This window comes from Geoanaerobacter pelophilus, from assembly GCF_018476885.1.
Classification (GTDB): domain Bacteria; phylum Desulfobacterota; class Desulfuromonadia; order Geobacterales; family DSM-12255; genus Geoanaerobacter; species Geoanaerobacter pelophilus.
The window spans coordinates 389,593-412,344 of the sequence record NZ_JAHCVJ010000004.1; the positions used below are offsets into that span (position 1 = coordinate 389,593).

Annotated in this window: 17 protein-coding genes; 12 read left to right on the forward strand and 5 right to left on the reverse strand. The window is 52.3% G+C overall.

What is annotated here, in order from left to right:
* Positions 1-17: 17 nt before the first annotated feature.
* The 9 genes from gyrB to hemE all read left to right on the forward strand — a co-directional run bounded on the left by gyrB (position 18) and on the right by hemE (position 16,216).
* On the forward strand, positions 18-2,396 hold the full coding sequence (gyrB, locus tag KI809_RS12220; protein WP_214171830.1) for a DNA topoisomerase (ATP-hydrolyzing) subunit B: 2,379 nt from the start codon (positions 18-20) through the stop codon (positions 2,394-2,396).
* Positions 2,397-2,494: 98 nt separating this feature from the next.
* A complete protein-coding gene (gene gyrA / locus KI809_RS12225; protein ID WP_214171831.1) occupies positions 2,495-5,068 on the forward strand; it encodes a DNA gyrase subunit A in 2,574 nt (857 codons plus the stop codon).
* Between the two features lie 17 nt (positions 5,069-5,085).
* A complete protein-coding gene (locus KI809_RS12230) occupies positions 5,086-6,666 on the forward strand; it encodes a HEAT repeat domain-containing protein (RefSeq protein ID WP_214171832.1) in 1,581 nt (526 codons plus the stop codon).
* 150 nt (positions 6,667-6,816) lie between these two features.
* Positions 6,817-7,824, forward strand: a complete 1,008-nt coding sequence (locus tag KI809_RS12235) for an NAD(P)H-dependent glycerol-3-phosphate dehydrogenase (protein ID WP_214171833.1) — start codon at positions 6,817-6,819, stop codon at positions 7,822-7,824.
* Between the two features lie 77 nt (positions 7,825-7,901).
* Positions 7,902-10,166 (forward strand): sensor histidine kinase, encoded by a 2,265-nt coding sequence (locus KI809_RS12240; protein WP_246559370.1) that lies wholly within the window; start codon positions 7,902-7,904, stop codon positions 10,164-10,166.
* Positions 10,156-11,679, forward strand: a complete 1,524-nt coding sequence (locus tag KI809_RS12245) for a hybrid sensor histidine kinase/response regulator (RefSeq protein WP_214171834.1) — start codon at positions 10,156-10,158, stop codon at positions 11,677-11,679. The genes KI809_RS12240 and KI809_RS12245 overlap by 11 nt, the downstream gene beginning before the upstream one ends.
* Before the next feature lie 23 nt (positions 11,680-11,702).
* On the forward strand, positions 11,703-13,862 hold the full coding sequence (locus KI809_RS12250) for a hybrid sensor histidine kinase/response regulator (protein ID WP_214171835.1): 2,160 nt from the start codon (positions 11,703-11,705) through the stop codon (positions 13,860-13,862).
* A 91-nt stretch (positions 13,863-13,953) separates the two neighbouring features.
* The gene (locus KI809_RS12255; RefSeq protein WP_214171836.1) at positions 13,954-15,024 is read left to right on the forward strand and encodes a radical SAM/SPASM domain-containing protein; all 1,071 of its coding nucleotides are present in this window, start codon (positions 13,954-13,956) and stop codon (positions 15,022-15,024) included.
* A 169-nt stretch (positions 15,025-15,193) separates the two neighbouring features.
* Positions 15,194-16,216: a uroporphyrinogen decarboxylase gene (gene hemE, locus KI809_RS12260; RefSeq protein ID WP_214171837.1), complete on the forward strand. Its 1,023-nt coding sequence runs from the start codon at positions 15,194-15,196 to the stop codon at positions 16,214-16,216.
* A 299-nt stretch (positions 16,217-16,515) separates the two neighbouring features.
* On the opposite strand, the gene tpx is transcribed toward hemE, so the two are convergent.
* From tpx to KI809_RS12275, 3 genes are all read right to left on the reverse strand, one after another.
* A complete protein-coding gene (gene tpx / locus KI809_RS12265; protein WP_214171838.1) occupies positions 16,516-17,028 on the reverse strand; it encodes a thiol peroxidase in 513 nt (170 codons plus the stop codon).
* A 143-nt stretch (positions 17,029-17,171) separates the two neighbouring features.
* The gene (locus tag KI809_RS12270) at positions 17,172-18,500 is read right to left on the reverse strand and encodes a leucine-rich repeat domain-containing protein (protein ID WP_214171839.1); all 1,329 of its coding nucleotides are present in this window, start codon (positions 18,498-18,500) and stop codon (positions 17,172-17,174) included.
* Positions 18,501-18,532: 32 nt separating this feature from the next.
* Complete coding sequence (locus KI809_RS12275) at positions 18,533-19,942, reverse strand: phosphoglucomutase/phosphomannomutase family protein (protein WP_214171840.1); 1,410 nt, start codon at positions 19,940-19,942, stop codon at positions 18,533-18,535.
* A 162-nt stretch (positions 19,943-20,104) separates the two neighbouring features.
* On the opposite strand from KI809_RS12275, the gene nadA reads away from it, so the two are divergent.
* From nadA to msrA, 3 genes are read left to right on the forward strand one after another with little or no spacing between them, the layout of a single operon-like run.
* Complete coding sequence (nadA, locus tag KI809_RS12280; protein ID WP_492207406.1) at positions 20,105-21,016, forward strand: quinolinate synthase NadA; 912 nt, start codon at positions 20,105-20,107, stop codon at positions 21,014-21,016.
* Positions 21,017-21,038: 22 nt separating this feature from the next.
* Positions 21,039-21,596: a gamma carbonic anhydrase family protein gene (locus tag KI809_RS12285; protein WP_214171841.1), complete on the forward strand. Its 558-nt coding sequence runs from the start codon at positions 21,039-21,041 to the stop codon at positions 21,594-21,596.
* Positions 21,593-22,192 carry a peptide-methionine (S)-S-oxide reductase MsrA gene (gene msrA / locus KI809_RS12290; protein WP_214171842.1) on the forward strand — a complete coding sequence of 200 codons (600 nt, stop codon included), beginning with the start codon at positions 21,593-21,595 and terminating at the stop codon, positions 22,190-22,192. The genes KI809_RS12285 and msrA overlap by 4 nt, the downstream gene beginning before the upstream one ends.
* On the opposite strand, the gene KI809_RS12295 is transcribed toward msrA, so the two are convergent.
* Both KI809_RS12295 and KI809_RS12300 read right to left on the reverse strand, forming a co-directional pair.
* The gene (locus tag KI809_RS12295) at positions 22,181-22,582 is read right to left on the reverse strand and encodes a response regulator (RefSeq protein WP_214171843.1); all 402 of its coding nucleotides are present in this window, start codon (positions 22,580-22,582) and stop codon (positions 22,181-22,183) included. The two genes, msrA and KI809_RS12295, sit on opposite strands and share 12 nt — an antisense overlap.
* A gap of 91 nt (positions 22,583-22,673) precedes the next feature.
* The coding region (locus KI809_RS12300) for an iron-sulfur cluster-binding protein (protein ID WP_214171844.1) at positions 22,674-22,752 on the reverse strand (79 nt) is incomplete at its 5' end.

Sequence of the window (22,752 nt, forward strand, 5' to 3'; positions counted from 1 at the left end):
TTTGAAGGGGAGATTATATGGCTGAGGAAACCACAAACGATTACGGTGCAGATCAGATCAAGGTGCTTGAAGGTCTGGAAGCTGTGCGTAAGCGCCCTGCGATGTACATTGGTTCCACTTCTGCTCAGGGACTCCATCATCTGGTTTATGAAATCGTAGATAACTCTATCGATGAGGCCCTTGCAGGCTATTGCGATGAAGTTGCCGTTACCATACATGTCGATGGTTCGGTGACGGTTGTTGACAATGGGCGGGGTATTCCGACAGATATGCATGAATCAGGTCGGTCGGCGGCCGAGGTAGTGTTGACGGTCCTGCATGCCGGGGGGAAGTTTGATAACTCGTCGTACAAGGTTTCCGGCGGGCTCCATGGCGTCGGCGTCTCGGTAGTAAACGCGCTGTCGCGAAAGCTTGAACTGGAAATCAGGAGAGACGGCAAGATCTTCCGCCAGTCATACCGGCGCGGCGAACCGCAAAATGCCTTGGAGATGTCAGGTGAGACCAAAAAACGCGGAACGAAAATAACATTTTCGCCGGATGAAGAGATCTTTGAAACCACGGAATTCTCCTTTGATGTGTTGTCGCAAAGATTACGCGAGCTGGCATTTCTTAATGCCGGGGTGAAAATAAAGATAGTTGATGAACGGGTGGTTGATAAAAGCCACGAGTTTTTCTACGAAGGTGGCATAAACTCCTTTGTAGAGTATCTCAATCGTAACAGAACACCGCTTCATCCCAAGCCGATCTATATCAAGGGTGAAAAGGGCGGGGTTGAGATCGAGGTTTCGATTCAGTACAACGATTCCTATGACGAAAAAGTGTTCACCTTTGCCAACAATATCAATACGCATGAGGGTGGGACTCATCTGGTGGGGTTTCGCGCCTCTCTCACCCGGACCATGAATACGTACGCGGCGGCGAATAATCTCCTTAAGAACGAGAAAGTCAGCGTCTCTGGTGAAGACCTGAGAGAAGGGCTCACAGCGGTTATCTCGGTAAAAATCCCGCAGCCCCAGTTCGAAGGTCAGACCAAGACCAAGCTCGGCAACTCAGAGGTAAAAGGGTATGTGGAAACCCTGATGAACGAGAAGCTGGCGGTTTTTCTCGAAGAGAACCCAAAGGTTGCCAAGGATGTAATCGGCAAGTCGATAGAAGCTGCGAGAGCCCGCGAAGCAGCACGTAAGGCGCGTGATCTGACCAGGAGAAAAGGTGCTCTGGAGATCGGCAATCTGCCTGGCAAACTGGCAGACTGCCAGGAAAAGGACCCGGCGCTCTGCGAGCTTTACCTGGTCGAGGGTGATTCTGCAGGCGGGTCTGCCAAGCAGGGGCGGGATCGGAAGTATCAGGCGATACTGCCGCTTAAAGGTAAGATCTTGAACGTAGAGAAGGCACGTTTTGACAAGATGCTCTCCTCGCAAGAGATCCGCACCCTCATATCGGCGCTGGGCACCAGCATTGGCAAAGAAGATTTTGATATCGCCAAGCTCCGTTACCACCGCATTATTGTCATGACTGATGCCGACGTTGACGGCTCGCACATCCTGACGCTCCTGCTGACCTTCTTTTTCCGCCAGATGGTGGAATTAGTTGAACGTGGCCACCTCTATATTGCGCAACCACCGCTCTACAAGATAAAGCGAGGCAAAAAAGAGCAGTACCTGCGCAATGAAGCTGCCTTGCAAAACTATTTGCTGGAAGAAGGCACCGACGAAATGGTTCTGACCCTGGAAGGCCTGGACAAGACCTACCGCGGGAAACAGATCATCCCGATTCTCAAGCAACTGATCGAACGGAAAAACCTGTTCGACAAGGTGGTGCGCAAGGGGATCAACGAAGAACTGCTGCGTTTGTTGCTGGAGCATGGTGTCAAGGGTGGCGAGGAACTTGATGATCTGCTGCCGTCGCTGGAAAAAATCAAGGCAGCTACCGAAGAATTTGATTATGTGAACACCGAAGGCCGGATAATCTGCAAGCTAGGCAATGTCAGAACGGCGATAGATGCGCACACGGTGGAGCTCCTAAGTTCGTACGAGTATGAACTGCTGGTAGAGAACCAGGGCAAGGTTAAGGATCTTCTGGGAGATGGCATTGCCGTAGTCAGCAATGACAACAAAAACTTACTGGATACTGAAAACCATGATCAACTGCTGGGATTTTTCATGGAAACAGCAAAAAAAGGCCTCTATATTCAGCGTTATAAAGGCTTGGGTGAAATGAACCCGGAGCAGCTGTGGGAAACCACCATGAACCCCGAGAACCGGGTGCTGCTGCAGGTAAAGATTGAGGATGTCATTGAGGCGGAGGAAATCTTCACCGTGCTTATGGGCGATCAGGTTGAGCCGCGTCGTGAATTCATTGAGAAAAATGCCTTGAACGTGTCTAATCTCGATATCTAAAATTCAGGCCTAAGGGACAGGACCGCTATTCACGGGATTTCGCACTGCTCCCTTGAAACCGGTCCGAAACCGGCAGCCAGTCAATTTAAGAGGTTGTAATGATAGATCAGAACAGCAACAAGATTGCAGTCAACATTGAAGATGAAATGAAGCGGTCCTACATGGACTACGCCATGTCGGTCATCATCGGCCGGGCGCTTCCCGATGTGCGCGACGGCCTGAAGCCGGTTCACCGGCGTTGCCTCTTTGCCATGTACGACATGAGCAACGACTGGAACAAGCCATACAAGAAGTCGGCCCGTGTCGTCGGTGATGTCATCGGTAAGTATCACCCCCATGGTGACACGGCGGTATACGACACCATTGTCAGGATGGCCCAGGACTTCTCTTTGCGCTACCCATTGGTGGACGGTCAGGGCAACTTCGGTTCGGTGGACGGGGACTCACCGGCGGCCATGCGTTATACCGAGATTCGCATGGATCAGCTTGCCCATGAACTCCTTGCCGACCTGGACAAGGAAACGGTTGATACCGGCCCTAACTACGATGACTCGTTACAGGAGCCACTGGTTCTTCCCTCAAAGTTTCCCAACCTCCTGGTCAATGGTTCCGCCGGTATTGCTGTCGGTATGGCGACCAACATCCCGCCCCATAACCTTACCGAGGTTATCAACGGCATCATCGCGGTTATTGATAATCCTGAAATCGGTTACGAAGAGCTGCTCTGCCTGATACCCGGCCCCGATTTCCCCACCGGCGGATTCATCTACGGTCGCGAAGGGATCCGCTCGGCATATCGCAATGGTCGGGGCATTGTGCAGATGCGGGCCAGAGCTGTAGTTGAAACCCAGAAGAAGTCGGAGCGCCAGTCGATCGTTGTTACCGAGATCCCTTATCAGGTGAACAAGGCGAGACTTGTCGAAAAAATCGCCGAACTGGTGAAAGAGAAGAAGCTGGAAGGTATCTCCGACTTACGGGACGAGTCTGACCGCGAGGGAATGCGAATCGTCATCGAGCTGAAAAGGGATGAAGAGCCGCAGATCATTCTCAACCACCTCTACAAACAGACCCAGATGCAGTCGTCCTTCGGCATCATCATGCTTGCCATTGTCAACGGCCGCCCCCGGGTGCTGTCGTTGCGCGAGATGATCGATTACTTTATAGACCACAGGCGGGAGATCGTTACTCGCCGCACCATATTCGATCTGAAAAAGGCCGAGGCCAGGGCTCATATCCTCGAAGGTCTGAAGATTGCCCTTGATTGGCTCGATGCGGTGATAGAATTGATTCGCTCCTCCCCTACCCCGCCGGAAGCGAAACAGGGGCTTATGGATGGCAAGTTCGCCGACCCTGAATTTTTGAAAAGGCTCGATCTGCCGGTACCTGCAGGGTACCAGAGTGTAAGGCTCTCCGAACTGCAGGCCCAGGCGATTCTTGAGATGCGTCTGCAACGGCTCACCGGCCTTGAGCGGGACAAGATTATCAGCGAATATGAGGAGATCCTTCGTTATATCTCCAGACTCAAAGAAATTCTTGCTTCTGAAGCGGAGATCCTCAAGATCATCGTTGCCGAGCTGGTAGAGTTGAAGGAGAAATTCGGCGATGAGCGGCGGACCGAGATCATTGACCAGACCGCTGAAATATCGCTGGAGGACACCATTGTCGAGGAAGACATGGTGGTTACGGTCAGCCATACCGGTTACATCAAGCGCAATGCGGTAACCTTGTACCGGGCGCAACGCCGAGGTGGCAAGGGTAAAACAGGGATGAAAACCAAAGATGAGGATTTTGTCGAGCATCTGTTCATCGCCTCGTCCAAGGATCACCTGATGTTTTTCACCGATGCTGGCAGGTGCTACTGGATGAAGGTTTATGAAATACCGGAGGGCGGGCGCGCCACCAGAGGCAAGGCCATCGTAAACCTGCTCAACCTCAATCAGGGCGAAAAGATTTCAGCGATTCTTTCAGTAAAAGAGTTCAGCGAAGATCGCTTCCTGATGATGGCAACCCGCCAGGGCGTGGTCAAGAAAAGTCCGCTGCGTGAATATTCCAATATCCGCTCGGGCGGGATTATTGCCGTTAACCTGGATGAAGGGGACAAGCTGATTTCCGTTGCCATAACCGACGGCAAACAGGACGTGTTGCTGGCATCAAAGAACGGCAAATCGATCCGCTTCAAAGAGGCGGATGCCAGACCGATGGGGCGCGTATCGCGCGGCGTGCGCGGCATGACGCTGGAAGACGACGATATGGTTATCGGTATGGAAATCCTAAACGACAGCTTTGTCGGATCATCGCTGTTCACGGTAACAGAGCACGGCTATGGAAAACGCACTGAACTGAGCGAGTACCGGCTCCAGTCCAGGAGCGGTAAAGGGATTATCACCATCAAAACCACGGAGCGTAATGGCTGCGTCGTTGACATCAAACAGGTAACCGACGAAAATGACCTGATGCTGATCACTGATCAGGGCAAGATCATCAGGATGCCGGTTGCCGGCTTCTCGGTAATCGGCCGCAACACCCAGGGTGTCCGGCTAATGGTCACCGAAGCAGAAGAGCGGATCGTTGCTGTTGCCAAACTTGCCGAAAAGGACGACAGTGAAGATCTTGCTGGCGACGATGAAGAGTTTGCGGAGATTGACACTCCAGAGGTTGTGGAAGAAGATTAGGACTCGACATTGTGACTATGGAACGGCACAGAACTCTTGATAACAGTCTCAAGGAGCGGCACGACATCATTCGCCTGTTGAAGCAGGTTGAACGGGAAGATGTGTCTTTCGATGAGATCGATACCATCGGTCGCTCACTGAAACTGGCTGGGAAAAGAGCCCTTACTCCCCTGCTCAAGCGGCTGTGGCAAGAGACGGACGGAGAGCTGATCTCCAGATTCGCTTACTTGCTGGATTTCTTTGATGAGGAGCCATGGCTTGACCAGCTGATACAGGTTGCGCTCCGCAGAACCGATCTGGACAGTTCCGCCAAATCAGCGCTGCTTGGAGCGTTGCAGGATTATGGCGTGGATATTACCACCCCGCCCTTTGCCAATATGCTGGACGATCTGGGTGGTCCCCTTGCCGAAACCCTACCCCGGATGCTCGACCGGGGTGAGGAGGGGCTGATTGAGTTCATGGAGGACTTTCTCCAATATCCTCAGGAGATGCAGACTGCCATAATTCAAGAAATGGCTCAGATCGCGGACCCCAGAGTGTTGCAGCTTCTTGAGATCATGCTCGGGCTTGATTCGCCTGAACTACTCAAGGAAATCGTGACGACACTGGGGAAGATTCGCGACAGTGCTGCAGCAGATGTGCTGGCCCGGTGTGCTGCTGCAAAAGAACAACCTCTGGCTGACCTTTGCCTGAGGAGTTTGCGGCGCTTGGCTTTTTTGGACATAACCCCCTCAACTTCGGATCTTCAGCTCTCGGCCAGTCAGTTTCACGTGTCATGGGCAAGTCCGCTGGACGGGGCAGGATACCGAACCCTCTGGTTTGCCCGTTGGGGCGGGCCGGGAATGCTCTCGTTCATATGCCTGCATCTGCATGAGACCACCGGGGTCAGGGCTGCCTGGGGCTCAAGCTCGATCTCGGTAACGGAATTTGACAATATCAGCAGGGATCGGGTTATCGAGGATGGTCTGGTCAGGGTGGATATCAGTTATGCCTTGCAGCTGCTCCGCGATGCCTTATTCCGGAACCGGGATACTCTGTTCCAATTACCGCCAGAATATTACGTCCTAAAGGGGATTTTCAAGGGTGAAGAGCTGATCCCCACTCCGTATCTGCCGGATTTCACCGAGTTTGATCTGAATGCCTTGGCCCATTCCACCAAGTTGCTTATGGACGGAGCCAGGCTTTTTGAGGACGATTGCTTTGCCGGCTGGTACATGGCCACTTGTCGGGTCTATGACTTTGCCGAAGAGTGGATAGCGCTTGAAAAAAAAGGTGATGGCAAGTCACTGGCAAAGGGGCTTGATGCCATACTCGATCGCTATTGCCGCGATCTCATTGCCCCGATTGTTGATCAGATCAGAAACCGTTTGCTGCTCACTGCGGATCTCCTGCTCAAGACCGGCAGGGAGCGATCGCTTGTGGAAACTACGCTTGCCTCGGCCATGAGCCTGGGCAGCTTTGCCATGCCGTATCATTTGCATCCGTTTATTCGGCAACTGGCGCTGGAAAGCATGGATGCGGCTCGTGTGGCTTTAGATGAAGGCTATGACCTGAGAGAGCATCCGCATGAAGCGGATGATGACGAATGGCTCGACTAGTCTGGTAAACGGTTCTTTTCCGCCCTGGCGGTGTCAATCCGCGGAGTCGCTTGTACGGCGTACTGACCAGTACGCCTCCGCGCTTCTCCTTGATTTCCTTGCCAGAACGAAAAACTCCTCGTTTCCTGAAATCGCTTTACGGAGTGAGATATGAATAGCAGTATCGGTGTGATAGGAGCGGGAAGCTGGGGGACAACCCTTGCTGATCTGCTGGCGAAAAAGGGGCACACGGTTACTCTCTGGGCGTACGAAGCGGAGCTGGTTGCAGAAATGAAGGCAACCAGGATTAATGGGCTGTTTCTGCCCGGGATTACCCTGTCGTCAGGACTGCAGTTTACCAATGACCTTGCTGCGGCAGTCAGAGATAAGGATTTTCTCCTCTTCGTCGTGCCATCTCAGTCAATGCGTAGCGTCCTGCAGCAGGTTGTCGCTGAAATTTCGCCGGCTACTGTTGTTGCCAGTGCCTCCAAAGGGATCGAAGTCGGCACCCTGATGGCGGTTTCGCAACTCTTTGAGGAGCTCCTTCCGGCCCAGCTTTTCAAAAGATTTACCGTGCTCTCCGGTCCCAGCTTCGCCCGGGAGGTTGCCCAGGAGATGCCGACTGCTGTTGTTGCTGCTTCTGCAGATGAGGAAGCTGCGCGCTTTGTGCAGGAGGTGTTCACCTGCGGTTATTTCAGGGTCTATACCAACAATGACGTCATTGGTGCTGAGTTGGGAGGGGCTTTGAAAAATGTTATTGCAATTGCCGCCGGGATCTCGGATGGCCTAGGTTTTGGCTGCAACACCCGTGCAGCGTTGATAACCAGGGGGCTGGCGGAAATAAGCCGCCTTGGTCTTGCCCTGGGAGCCAAACCTGAGACCTTTTCCGGCCTGGCCGGCATGGGAGACCTTGTGCTTACCTGCACCGGGGAGCTCTCCCGCAACCGTTCAGTTGGGATGAAGCTTGGCAGAGGTCGTCGCCTCTCTGAAATTCTGGGCGAAATGCACATGGTTGCCGAAGGGGTGAAAACCGCAGAATCAGCCTGGGCACTGGCACAGCGTCACACTATTGATATGCCGATTACCGAACAGGTGTATAAGGTGCTTTACGAAGATAAGCCTGCCCGCTCTGCAGTTGTTGAACTGATGACCCGCAACCTGAAGGCAGAAGGAATCTAATCAACAAGGAGCCATAATACCGGCCGGCATCCCACCAGGAGATCCAAGCCGTGTAATTGGCCGGCATGGGACAATGCATGGGGATTCGCACCAAGCTGCTGCTCTCGATTATTCTCCTTCTGGTGATTTCATTCTCCATTCTTCTTTTTACGACCATCATCAGTGTAGATGCCTTTATTTCCAAGCAAATTGACTCGGAAATCGCCGAGACTCTCCGTTATCTGCAACATCAGTTCTATGCCCGTGCCGAAACAACCAGGGACGCTCTTCTGCAACCGGTTTCAGCACTGCCGGTAAAGCAACGCTTTGTTGCCCAAGACCGGCCCTGGCTGTCCGATGCCCTCCGACGGTGGCACGCCAACCTTCCATTCATTGATTTTCTGACAATTATCGACTCCGACCAGCATGTATTTCTTCGCCGCTATGCCCAGACCGAGGGGGGCGAATACGGAATGCCTGATCTTGTCAAAAAGGTTTTCAAGGAAAAGCGCCCCTTAATAACGACCGAAATCATGTCACGGGAACTGCTTGCCAGAGAAATGCCCCCCTCACGTCTCTACATGAGTCTAGGCAAAAACAGCGATTCTGCCATGGTCATAACGGTGATCGTCCCTATTCTGGGGAGTCAAGGTGAAGTTATCGGCGCAGTGATAGCCGGAGACATTCTTAATGGGGATACCTCCCTGTCACTTCATTTAAGAAATCTGTTCGGGGACGCAAAACATGTAACCGTGACCCAGAACGGAACGAGCATTGTCAGTAACCGTCATGTAGAAGGTTATCTGTTTAATATCAGCCAGCAGGGATTGGACCAACTGGCAGCAGGCCAATCATATGCAGGAGAGGTAAATATCGAAGGGTCGCCGCATAGAACCTCCTTCTTGCCGATCCTGAACGGTAAGGGCGTGCTCGTAGGTTCTCTGTCAGTGGCTGTGGATATGGCTTCCTACCGGAATATAAAAGATGAAAGCACCCGCAATATCCTGGCGTCGGCTGTGCTTGCCATAATCCTGTCATTCGGGATCGCTTTTTTTGTCTCGCGGAGATTGGCAGAGCCCCTAAGGTGCCTGGCAAAAGGGGTCTGTATGATCGAAGCCGGAGACCTTAATCAGCAGGTTGAAGTTGACTCCGGAGATGAGGTCGGTCAGCTGTCACGCTCGTTTAACAGCATGGCCAAGGCTCTTGCAGAGCGGGATGCAACAATCGTCGCAAAAACTGAGGCATTACAGCAGCTGAACGGCTTGCTGGAAAAAAAGGTCGCAGAGAGGACCAAAAGACTGCAGCTTGAAATGGGTATGCTGGAAACAATTCTTACCTGCATGGTTGAAGGGATGGTTGCCACAGACCGAGAAAACCGGGTCATTCAGTTCAATCCTGCGGCCCAGAAGTTTTTTGATACCGTGCCCCACCGAGTGCTTGGGCGGACACTTTCCGAGTTGACCACAATTGAAGGTTTCGTGCAGTTGGAGAGGATTACTGCCGGAGCAATCTCCAGAGAACCTGGTCTTCCGCAGCTGGAAACACTGCTTGATGTCAAAAACAGAAGGCTCAGGGTTTCGGTAGCGCAACTGGTCGACAGCGATGACAGCATTGCCGGCCTGATCCTGTCCATAAGAGAGGTTACTCCGGAAGAAGAGGTGGACCGGATGAAGGCCGATTTCATTTCGACAGTCTCCCATGAACTCAAAACTCCTCTGACCTCAATCAAAGGGGCGCTGCAGTTCATCATGAACAAGAGCAAGTGGCTGACATCCACCGAGAGAGAGTTGATGACGGTATGCCAGCGCAACACTGACCGCCTGATCCGTCTGATAACTGACATTCTCGACATCTCAAAGATCGAAGCAGGGAAATGTGAATTTGTTTACAAGCCGCTGTCGGTAACGGAATTGATCAACTCGGCAATTGATGAGATCAAGGGTTTTGCCATAGGACGGGGGATTACGGTCATAAACAACGCTCCCATAGACCTGCCCCGTATTTTTGGTGACTACGAAAGGCTTGCGCAGGTATTGAGTAACCTGCTTTCTAATGCCGTCAAGTTTTCACCGGAGCACAAGGTTGTTTTGGTGAATGCCGCGATATCCGGTAGTTTTGTTGTGCTTTCGGTGATCGACGGTGGTGCGCAGATCCAATGGTCCGATCGGGAAAAGTTGTTCAGGAAGTTTCAGCAGCTTGAGCGGGATGATATGGGTTCACGTGGGGGTACCGGCTTGGGACTCGCCATCTGCAAGGAGATCGTGGAACGGCATCATGGCAAGATATTCTATGAGACCGGGGCAACAGGGGGAAATTGCTTCTCCTTCACCATACCGGTTTGTGAGGGTTATCATGAAGGGTGACAAGATACTCGTAGTTGACGATGAGGCAGATATCAGCCTGATTCTCAAGCTACAGCTGGAAGATGCGGGATACACGTCGGTGCGGGCTCATGACGGGATTGAAGCCTTGGAATGCCTGGCACGAGAGCATTTTGACCTGATGCTGTTAGATATAAAAATGCCCAGACTGAATGGCATCCAGGTTCTTGAGAGGGCCCGCACGGAGTTCCCCGATGTGGCCGTAGTCATGATGACTGCACACGGCAACGAAGCTATCGCGGTGGACGCCATGAAAAAAGGGGCTTCGGACTACATCGCAAAGCCGTTTTCCAGCGACGATGCCGTAAAAAAAGTGGCTCGGGCAATAGCTTTTAATAAGTCTTGTATCGAGAATCGAAAGTTGCAGGAAGAGCTTGCCCGGGAGCAGCAAAAGGTGGCCGCCATCCTGGAAGGGATGACCGACCTTCTCATTGCCGTGAATGCGGAGGGGCGGGTGATGATGGTGAACCATAAGGCCGAACAGGAATTAGGCCTGTCGCGGAGTGAGCTGACCGGGCGGACTTTGCCGGAGCTGCTGGCAACTGATATCCGCCCTGAGCAGTTACCGGCAATGGTGGCCTTGAAAACAGCAGAGCCTTGCCACGACGTGACCTATAATGTCAGCCTCAAGGATAGGGTGATTAACGTCCTTTCCAGTGCTGCCCCGCTTAAAGATAAGAATGGCGAGCTCCTCGGGAGCGTGGAGATAATCCGTGATATCTCAGCCCTCAAAGCATTGGAACAGGAAAAAGAGGATTATGTCAGCATGCTTTCCCATGACCTCAAGTCTCCGATAACATCAATTGTCGGCTCGATCGACCTGGTGCGTGAAGGTCGTCTGGGACCGGTTACCAGGGACCAACAGGAGTTTCTTGAGTCTGCGGTTGACAGCTGTTCTGAAATGACGGAGATGATTGACACATTACTGGATGTCCATAAGTTCGAAGCCGGGAAGATGAAAATGGCCATCAAAGCGGACGACCCGACCAACTTGCTCCACAAAGTCCTTAACAGATATGAGCCGATTGCGGCACGGTCACAGATATCACTAAAGCTGGAAATTTCCGGAGAGCTGTCACCGGTCCTGTTTGACCGGACAACAATGATGCGTTTGCTGGCGAACATCCTCTCGAATGCCTTCAAATTTACCCTTGAAGGGGGGACAATTGCCATAAGAAGCAAAATGATTGCTGCCCCTGTGGAGCTCCTTAGCAGGGTTGCACAAGGGCTTTACCGGGAAGATGAACTCCCTGACGGGGGATGCTTTCTGATGATAACTGTAGAGGATAGCGGCGTAGGCATTCCCGCGGATGCCCTCACCAGTATCTTTGATCGCTTTGCCCAGGCGCAAAACAGGCGAAAAGGCAAGACGCGGGGCACCGGACTCGGGCTTGCCTTCTGCCGCAAGGTCATGGATGCACACCACGGGTACATCTGGGTCGAGAGCGAGGAAGGGCGCGGCAGCACTTTCGGAATACTTATTCCGGCAGCATAACGGGATTGATTGAGGGGGAGTAGATGTCCCAGGAACTGGAAATTCTGTTTGTCGAGGATTCTGAAGAAGATATGATGCTGCTTCTTCACCACCTCACAAAAGCAGGATATACGATTAGTCACTATCGCGTACAGACGGAAGAGTCCTTGCGGGCTGCCTTGGCTGGAGGCTCCTGGAATATTATTATCTCTGACTTCAGGATGCCCGGTTTCAGCGCTAACGAGGCGTTGGCCTTACTGAAGGAAAGCGGGTTGGACCTGCCATTTCTGATTGTCTCCGGCAAAATCGGCGAAGATCAGGCCGTAGCTGCCATGAAGGCCGGGGCCACCGATTATCTGATGAAGGACAACCTCTCCCGTCTAGTTCCTGCCATTGAAAGGGCCCTTAGGGAAGCTGAAGAACGGCGCAGGCGCCATAAGGCCGAGCAGGCAATCCTCATGGGAAAAGTTGAATGGGAGGCTGTTTTTGACGCCGTGTCTGATCTGATCCTGGTGACGGACCATGCCGGCTTAATAACGCGGTGCAACAGAAGGGTTATCGAATATTTTCAGGCTGATTACCCGGACTTGATCGGGAGGCAGATAAGCAGCCTGTTTTATGGTGAGCAGGGTTGCGAGGATGACGTGTTTAATTCGTCCAGCCGTTTGCAGACCGGCATGGAAGACATCATGTTTCCTTCGCTTAGTGGCTGGTTCACGGTCACCAGCTGTCCGATGGTAAGCGCGGATACTACTGAAACCGCCCGACAAGGATTGGTGCACATTGTCAAAGATGTCAGCCGGCGCAAACGGATGGAAGAGGAAAAAAGGGTCAGCGACCGTGAACTCCTAACCCTTTATGCCGTGGCTTTTCGACTGAATTCGGAACGTGACTCCAAAGAGATCCTGAACGACTTGTTGTTTCAGATCCATAACATGCTCAGGATCGACTTCTCCAGCATCCATCTTCTGGAAAAGGGAGGACTTAAGCTCAAGGCCTCTCTCGGGTTTTCTGAGGATTTCGAACCTGCTGTCAAAAAGCTGCTTAACTATGCCCCCTGGGTCGGTGAGGTGCTGGCAGGCAAACCATATAAGGCAAGGGCGCTGGCCAGCAAGGAGATGCCGCATGAGGTTATTGAAGCGGCAAAAAACATCGGTATTCATGCCTGGTGCGCCGTTCCTCTGAAAATTGGGTCCGAAGTCGTTGGGGTACTCATGGTGGCCCACAAGTCGGAGAAGAGTTTTACGGACCGGGAAGTGTTTCTTCTTACCTCAATTGGCAGCCAACTAGCTGTTTTAATTGAAAATCATCAGCTTTATGAGCGGATGAAAGAAAAGGCGGCTGAACTTCAGCGGAGCAGAAGAGCGCTGCGGGAGAATCTTCATGAGGTAAAGCTTGCCAATATAGAATTGGACCGCTTGAACAGAGCAAAGAACAGCTTTATCGGCATGGCATCCCACGAACTGAAAACCCCGATTACCTCGATACTCGGAGGAGTGGAGTTTCTTCTGAAATACAGTGGTATCCAACTCACGGGAGAACAGGGGGAGATTTTCGCCTCAGTGCATGAGAGCGTTGTCCAGCTTAAGAATCTTGTCGAAGATCTGCTTTCCATATCCCGAATCGAGGCAAAAGGGATAGTTTTGCAGAAACGGCCATATAATCTTGTTGCCATTGCCAGAGAGGTTTTTGACGGATTTGCCCTCCCCCTTTCACGGAGGAATATAAATGTCCAGATTATGGGAGACGAGCGGCCTGCCCCGGTAGACGAGGGCTTTGCCCGGCTGGTGATGCGTAACCTGCTGGAAAACGCCATTAAATTTACTCCTGACAGGGGAGAGGTAATAATCATCTGCCGGTATGTTCAACGAGGTGATGTCCTTGAGGAACATGCCCATATTAAAGAGTTTTATCCCGCTTTCCCCAAAGGGTTGGCTAATGTTGACCAGTTTTGTCGCGTTGATTTCTGCGACAACGGCATCGGAATACCTGAGGAAGAGCGGCTACGGGTCTTTGAAAAGTTCTATGGCGTCGGCGATATTGCTTATCATTCCTCCGGCAAGACAGAGTTCATGTCCAAGGGGTCAGGGTTGGGACTTTCCATTGTCAAAGGGATTATGGACGCACATAATGGCTACGTCTGGGTATCTGAGGGGCCCACTGGAACCGGGAGCATGTTTTCGATACTGTTCCCGGCAGATTGAGTGATGTCCATGGCTGAATACTGTTAATTGCTTGTGTTTCTAGCCACATTCATAGTAAAGTTTCAAGATTACATTAATTGCGGAGAAATCGATGGCCGAAGAATTTATTCCGAAATGGGTTGCCTGGGAAACCACGCAAAAATGCAACCTCAAGTGCGTCCACTGCCGCTGCTCATCTGATATGACCTCGTCGGAAGGTGATTTCACGACTGACGAAGGAAAGAAGCTCCTTAAGGATATTGCCGACTTTTCCAAACCGGTGGTGGTGCTTTCCGGCGGCGAGCCGCTGCTGAGGCCGGATATTTTTGAACTTGCCGAATATGGCACATCACTCGGCCTGCGTATGTGTATGGCCACCAACGGCGCCTTGGTAAACGATGATGTCTGCGAAAAAATGAAAAAGGCTGAGATCAAGATGGTCTCGCTGTCGTTGGACGGTTCAACAGCAGCTGTGCATGACGACTTCCGGTCATGTGAAGGAGCGTTTCAGGGAGTGGTCAATGCTGCCGAACATTTTCGCCGGCATGGCCAGAAATTCCTGATCAACTCATCTTTCACCAAGCGCAATCAGCATGATATCGCAAATACCTTCAAGGTGGCCAAGTCTCTGGGGGCGACGGCCTGGTACATGTTCATGATTGTGCCCACTGGTCGCGGCGAAGAGATCATGAGCGAGTTGATATCCAAGGAAGATTACGAGGAGATCCTCGACTGGCACTACCAGCAGGAAAAACTTGAAGAAGACATCCTGATGCGCCCAACCTGCGCCCCTCATTATTACCGGATCGTTCCGCAGAAAGCCAAGGCCGAAGGGGTCAAATTTGAGCGACGCTCCCTCACCTTCTCGACCGGAGGGGGCAAGGGGTGTATTGCCGCCCAGACCATTTGCTTGATTGATTGTTTCGGCAATGTCAAACCTTGTTCATACTTCCACCGCACTGCCGGTAATGTTAAAACCACGCCATTCAAGGAGATCTGGGAAAATTCCGAAATATTCAAAGATCTTCGCAACTTCAAAGCTTATAAGGGTAAGTGCGGCGAGTGCGAGTATATCAATGTTTGCGGCGGTTGCCGCGCCAGGGCCGATGCGGTCTACGGTGATTACATGGCCGAAGAGCCATTCTGTAACTACGTCCCTATACGCCTTCAGAAGAAGGCGTAAGGAACGCACTCTTTCCGCCATCTTGGCGCCGTCCTCGAATCTCCTCTTGTGCGGCGTAGCTCTGCTACGCCTCCGCGGGAGCTTCTGTGGGTGCACCAACCTGACGGAAACATCGCGTTCCAGGTTTTTAAGATCCAATCCCAACAATTAATCCTGAGGAGGAAATTTCATGAATACACGTTTTCTCGATGCCTGCTGGGGTAAGCCGGTTGACCGGACCCCGGTATGGCTGATGCGCCAGGCAGGCCGTTATCTCCCGGACTACATGCGGGTTCGCTCCAAATGTACCTTTCTTGAACTGTGTAAGACGCCGGAATTGGCTGCGGAGGTAACCATTCAACCGGTTGACATCCTTGGCGTTGATGCGGCGATTCTCTTTTCCGACATCCTGACACCGGTAGAGCCGATGGGTATGAAGCTGGATTTTGTCCCAGGACCGGTTTTCGAGCACCCAATCCGCACCATGGCTGACGTGGAAGCGCTTCGGATACCAGATCCCGAAGCCGATGTCCCTTATGTGCTGGAGGCAATCCGCATCCTGCGCCGTGAACTGGAGCGCAAAGTTCCTCTGATCGGCTTTGGTGGCGCGCCGTTCACCCTTGCCTGCTATATGGTTGAGGGTAAAGGATCCAAGGACTGGGCCACCATAAAACGAATGATGTATGCTGCTCCGGACGTCTATGCCGCACTGATGGAGAAGGTCACCATGATGGATATGGAGTACCTGAATGCCCAGATCAAGGCTGGTGCCCAGGCGATCCAGATCTTCGACACTTGGGGCGGGGTGCTTTCTCCTTCGGATTACGAGAAGTACGTGCTTCCCTACACCACAAAGCTGATCAATGGTCTGAACCGCACCGGGATTCCGGTAATACACTTTGTCAAAGGTGCCGGCACCATGCTTGATTTAGTGCAGAAGGCAGGCGGCAATGTGATGGGGCTTGACTGGCATATCGATCTCGGCAAGGCGCGCGATATCCTGGGGCCGAATATGGCTGTTCAAGGGAACCTTGATCCGACCGTGCTTTATGCTCCAAAGGATGTCATCGAGAAAGAGGTCAAGCGGGTTCTTGATGAGAATGCCGGTCGTCCAGGCCATATTTTCAACCTCGGCCACGGCATCCTCCCCACCGTGCCGCCGGAAAATGCCATTCACATGGTAGAATGCGTGCACAGACTCTCGCAGAAATAACGCAAAACGAAAGGCCCGCCGGATTCGGCGGGCCTTTTTTAAACATTAACTCTTCCCTTTTTACGGGATATTTGCGGCTTCTGTTACAGCCGATCCTCACCTACACAAATTTTACTGCGATGTAAGCCAGGCGGAGTATCTTCCAACATATTGCCCTCCTTTCGAAGAGTCAGTTACTGCCTACTTCTGATTTAAATATAGCGCATCGGAAGCAAAATAACAGGCTGCAAAAATAATTTTTATTCATGTATACTGATGAAGTTGGTTTAAGGCCGCGTACCCTCGCGGCCTTTTTCATTTCACAGACTCTTCACCGCAGTCAGTACTGCCTGATAATCAGGCTCACTGGTCACTTCAGGGACTATCTGGACATATCTGAGCAAGTTGTCTGCGTCAACGATAAAGACAGCCCTGGTCAGCAACTTAAGCTCCTTAATCAGCACTCCATATGCAAGTCCGAAAGAACGGTCCTGATAGTCTGACAGGGTGACCACCTTGTCTATGCCGGCAGCTCCACACCAGCGCTTCTGGGCAAATGGCAGATCGAGGCTGACGGTCAAGACCACGACGTTTGCCGGCAAGGCAGCTGCCTCGCTATTAAACCTTCGGGTCTCGGTGTCGCAAACTGGCGTGTCTAAAGACGGCACGGCACTTATTATCTTGATTGCTCCGGGGTAGTCGCTTAAGCCTCGCGGTGTAAGAGTGGTGTCAACAACACGGAAATCCGGGGCAGCAGCCCCAATCTTCAGCTCAGGGCCAATAAGGGTCATGGGGTTGCCCTTAAAAGTAATAACTCCGCTTCTCTCCTGCATGGTAAGCCTCCTTTTTGATTAAGACATCAATCAGACAATAAAATTTTAACCGGTTTGCGACAAAGGTAAAGAGGGAACTTCTCGAAGCTACGATGCTGGAATGGCTATAGCTGTGGGGCAATCAGGAAGGTAATAATGAGCGGTTACTTTTTACCGTAGCGCCAGGGGAAGCTGAGGGTCTTGATGCCTGGAATGGCGACCTGAAGGGATTTAAGTCCGGCATCGCTGATAAGGGTACCGCTGCAGGTGAATTGCGATAGGTTTTTAAGATTGTGAAGAGCGACGAGTCCTGCGTCTGAGATATTGATATGATAGAGATAGATTCGCGACAGGTTAGTGAGGCAAGCCAGTTTGCCAATGCCGCTATCCGAAAAGGTGGAGTCAGACAGGTATATCTCTTCGAGACCGGACAGGTGGGTGATGTATTCAAGAGCAGTGTCAGTCACTTCATACATAAACAGCGACTGCAGATCGACAGGCTGTAACGCTTTCAAAAATCTGAGATCAGGGGTGAGGTCGCTGCGAACATCCAGCCTGACTGCCATGTTGACAGGAATGGCGCGCGTACCCTTGGCGTTGCACAGCTTTTGCCAGTCGCAATAGTTGATTGAATCACGCTTACGGGTGTACAAGTCACCACAGAATACATCGGAAGGGAATCTGATAAGCCGGGTATGATGCTGGTTGACAGGTTCCGGGGGCAGCGTTTCGCCTTTCATGGCTGACAGCCGCTTGCGCGCGTTGGCGATATTGAGATCAATGGTTGCAGCCATCTCGGCGAGGAGGTCTATGCCATTAGCAAGCGAGTCATCCACGCGTCGCTTGAAAATATAGGTGTCGGTAGCCATCAGGCTTTCAATCTGTTCTTCCAGGTCGTGGATACTATCTCGTTCTTTGGCAATGAGGCGAATGACTCGTATTAACTCGTCGCCGATATTTCCTCTGAAAACCTTGGCCGAAGACCTTTCCCAATCCTTGAGGATGTTAAGGAGGGCCTCCCGGTTCTCCTCAGCATAAGCACGGTTGGCAAATGCCATCAGCTTTTCGCATCTTGCCCGGTCCTGGTCGTTTTGGGCCAGATCGGGATGAATGGTTTTCGCTACTTCGCGGTAAAGAGCTTTCAGGTTTTTCTGAGCGAGGAGTTCGGCTGGGTCCGGGTCGTCATGCAAAAGGTCAGAAGCGTGGAGATGGCCACTCCATTCGGCCTCAGTCGATGCGTGAATCTCGTCCGACATATCGCAGCACTCATCCATGGTGCCGCAAATCTGAGCCTCCAGGGCGTCAAGCTCGGCGACCCTGACCCCAATTACCTGTTGATATACTCTTTCAAAGGTGCGGAGTTCACCTTTGAGCTTGGTAAGTTTGTCCGTGCTTGCCCTGTGAACTGCCTTAAGGCTATCAAGCTCAGACTCCTTGCTCTCGAGTTCGATCTCCTCAGGGAATTTGAGACGGTAGTTGGTTTTCATACTCAAATTGGGCTGTGTCCTTTCTCCAAGAGAAAAAGCTAGATGCCGGCCAGCTCGCGCCCTGCTGAGAGCAGCAGCTCAACCGTTTCCGGAGAAGAGGCCTCGCTGTAAAGTCTAAGCACCGGTTCGGTTCCTGAAGGACGGACCAGCAGCCATGATCCGTCGCTGAAAATGAACTTGAAACCGTCCCGGAAATTTTGTTCTGCTACTGAACGCCCAGCAATGGTTGCTGGTGCTGCGGTCTTCAGCTGGGCAATCAGTTTTGCCTTGGCTTCAGGAGCGATCGGGAGATCGATACGGCGATAGAAGAAATGGCCGATTTCATCCATGGTCTCGTTCAGCAACTGGCGCAACCCTTTACCGGTTACTGCCATCGCTTCAAGAAGCAGCAGCGCCATCAGAATGCCGTCTCTCTCGGGAATGTGCCCTTTTACCCCAAGTCCTCCGGATTCTTCGCCTCCCATCAGGATGTCATGCTCCAGCATCAACTCGCAAATGTATTTGAAGCCGATCGGGGTTTCGAAGAGCTGCAGACCGTATTTGTCGGCAAGGAGATCGACCATGCGGGTCGTGGAAACCGTTTTGACGACACCGCCGCGCAGATTTTTACGTTCATAGAGATGGCGCAACAGGATGGTGAAGATCATGTGGGAGGAGAAAAAGCTGCCGGTTTCATCAACTGCGCCGATTCTGTCGGCATCGCCATCCAGTGCGAGTCCGGCCCGGCATCCGTTAGCTTTTACCATTTCAGCCAGTTCTTCAAGATTCTCCTCGGTTGGTTCGGGAGGGCGACCGCCAAAACCGGGATTGTGTGCGCAATGGATTTCATTGACTCCGGGGAGCAGTTTAGGGATGAAGCCGCTGCCGGCGCCGAACATCGGGTCTATCACAACAGGGATGGCAGCGTTGCGGATCGCGTCGAGATCGACATATCTACCGAGCTGGGCCAGATAAGGGGAAGCGGCGTCAAACAGCTCAACCATGCCGGAAGCCAGGGCCTCTGCTAGCCCAGTTTCCTTGGTCGGCCGGGAATTGGCAATGTTCTTTGCCACGAGCTCTTCCAACTGCTTTGTGGTCGAAGGCCGGGCTGAGCCACCGAAAGACTCCTTGACCTTGAAGCCATTATAGGCCGGGGGATTATGGCTTGCAGTAATCATAATCCCTGCACCAGCCTGTTTTTCATGCACGGCCCAGGAAACCGCCGGGGTGGGCGCGTAGCTGTCGGTAAGCCAGACTTTGATTCCGTTGCCGGCAGCTATCTCAGCAACCCGCTCCGCAAATTCCCGGGAGAGAAAACGACGATCATAGCCTATTATCAGCCCCTTGGCGGCAAGACCTTCGCGAGTGAGATAGTCCATGGTCGCCTGAGCCACGAGAGAGATATTGTCAAAGGTAAAATCGCGGGCAATAACCCCACGCCAGCCATCAGTTCCGAAGAGTATCTGCACGTAGTTCTCCTTGCATCAGATTACGGTGGTAAAACCGCAGAAACGAGATTTTCGCCGCTCGTTACATGAATGTCAACCGTCTTTTCCCAAGCTAAGAGTTTGACATGATAAAAAACTTTTACTACTATCACCAACAGCCAAATATCAGAAATGAGAGGAATTATGGAAGATAGGCTCAAGCAGCAGATCAGGGAGCTTCTCAGTGAGCGGAACGCCGTTCTTCTGGCTCATAATTACATGAGGGATGAGGTTCAGGAAATCGCTGATCTTACGGGAGATTCCCTCGGACTTTCTATCGAAGCGGCAAGGACCGATGCCGATGTCATTGTCTTCTGTGGAGTCCATTTCATGGCTGAATCTGCAGCTATTCTCTCGCCCGGCAAGAAAGTCCTCCTGCCTCGCTTGGATGCCGGTTGCCCGATGGCAGACATGGTAACTGCCGATAAGTTGGTTGCCTTGAAGGCCGAACACCCCGGCGTGCCGGTGGTTACCTATGTCAATTCTTCGGCTGCGGTCAAGGCTGTAAGCGACATCTGCTGCACTTCGGCCAATGCGGTAAAGGTCGTCAACTCGCTTCCAGACAAGGAAATCATTTTTGTGCCTGACAGGAACCTGGGGAAATTTGTCGCTGCCAGGTCGGACAAAAACTTTTATTACTGGGACGGCTATTGTCCGACCCATGAAAGATTGCGGCCGGAAGCGGTGCAAAAGTTGAAGTCCGAGCATCCTGACGCCCTGTTTGTCTGTCATCCGGAATGCAATCCCGCTGTTGTGGCTCTGGCAGATCATGCCTGTTCCACATCGGGAATGTACGAGTGGTGCCGGAAGAGCCCGGCAAAGAAAATCATAATCGGCACCGAGGCGGGAATCCTTTACAAGCTGAAGCAGGACAACCCGGACAAGGAGTTTATCCTGGCCTCCCCTGCCCTGGTCTGCCCTAATATGAAGCTCACCTCGCTGGAGGATATTCGCGATGCCCTGTTATCCATGAAACCGATAGTCAGTGTGCCTGAGGAGATCAGGGTCCCGGCGAAACAGGCCCTGGACAGGATGCTGGCAATACCAAGAGACTGAACCGAATAGCCGGAGGGACTAAATGATTAAGCCGTTTCAGGGAATGACGCCCAATATAGACCCGTCTGCCTTTATTGCAGAGACAGCAGTGATCATCGGCGATGTGACCATCGGGGCCCAGAGCAGCATCTGGTATAACGTTGTGGCGCGCGGCGATGTTAATTTCATCAAGATTGGGGCGAGAAGCAATATCCAGGACCTGACGATGCTTCATGTCACCCATAAGAAGCATGCCGACGACCCCGGAGCACCCCTTGTCATCGGCGATGACGTTACGGTCGGCCACAGCGTCACCCTGCATGGCTGCACCCTGCAAAACGGCTGTTTTATCGGGATGCAGGCAATGGTCATGGATAAGGCGGTTGTCGGTGAAGGTGCATTGGTGGGAGCCCGGGCGCTGGTCACCGAGGGAACGATCATCCCGCCGAATACCCTCTGGGTCGGCGCTCCGGCAAAGTACAAACGTGATCTCTCCGCAGACGAGATTGCCTGGCTGAAGAAATCACCACAAAACTACGTTAATTATTCCCTTCAGTTCATCGAGGATGGGCTGAATTCGCTCCCTTTAAGCCAGCCATGAAGCTGTTGCTCAATCTTTTTATTGCCCTGCTGTTAACCTTCGGATCGGGTATGTGCTCGGCTGCGCAGAAAAGTGAAAGCGCAATTTTTGCCGGCGGCTGCTTCTGGTGCATGGAATCTCCCTTTGATGGGATCGACGGGGTTATCTCTACCACCGTTGGTTATACCGGAGGTTTTACCCAAAATCCAACCTATGAGCAGGTCTCTTCCGGAACAACCGGCCATATGGAGGCTGTTCAGGTGCTCTACGATCCAGGCAAGGTTTCTTATCAGCAGTTGCTTGACACCTTCTGGCGCAATATAGATCCCCTCAACAACGGCGGGCAGTTTTGTGATAACGGGCCGCAGTATCGCGCCGCGATTTTCTATGGCAACGAAACTCAGAAAAGGCAGGCTGAGATTTCCCGGGCGTGGCTTGAAGAAGAGCGTGGCTGGCAGATTGTGACCGACATTCGTCCTGCAGTAGTTTTTTATCCTGCTGAGGAGTATCACCAGGGCTACTACAAAAAGAACCCGCTGAGATACAGGTTTTACCGGGCCAACTGTGGCAGGGATGAGCGATTGAAGGAGCTGTGGAAAGGCAGTTTATCCCACTGAGCTTACTAAGACGCTCTTGAAGGAATCAACAGTGAGCGGCTTGGGAAGAAAGGCAACTACTCCCAACTGCTTGCAGACCTCTTTGTCATGAGGGTCTTCCGATGAGGTCAGGACATATACCGGAACATCCTTGGTGCTGCCGTTAGACCGCAGTTTTCTAAGAACTTCCAGACCATCCAGCTTTGGTAGTCGCAGGTCGAGCAGCAAGAACTCAGGTGGTTCAATCTGCGCAGATGACCCGGCAGGTTCTTCCCCCATGAGCATGCTTATTGCTTCGCGGCCGTCCCTTGCTACTAGGACGTTTGAGAACCCCATTTTCTTCAGGGTCCGTAAAGCAAGGAACTCGTCGTCGCTGTTGTCTTCGACCAGCAGCACCTTATTAGTGGACACGAACGCCTCCAGCCACTGTAGAACCGGCATTATGTATACATCTTAATAGTGCCAGCAGTTTTGCCGATGTCAAACAATATCTAAAAAGCCTTTAGAACTCCTGCGGCATCTCCTTGACCTGTTTAGCGGTAAAGACCGGTCCGTCCTTGCAGACATAGACATTGCCCACA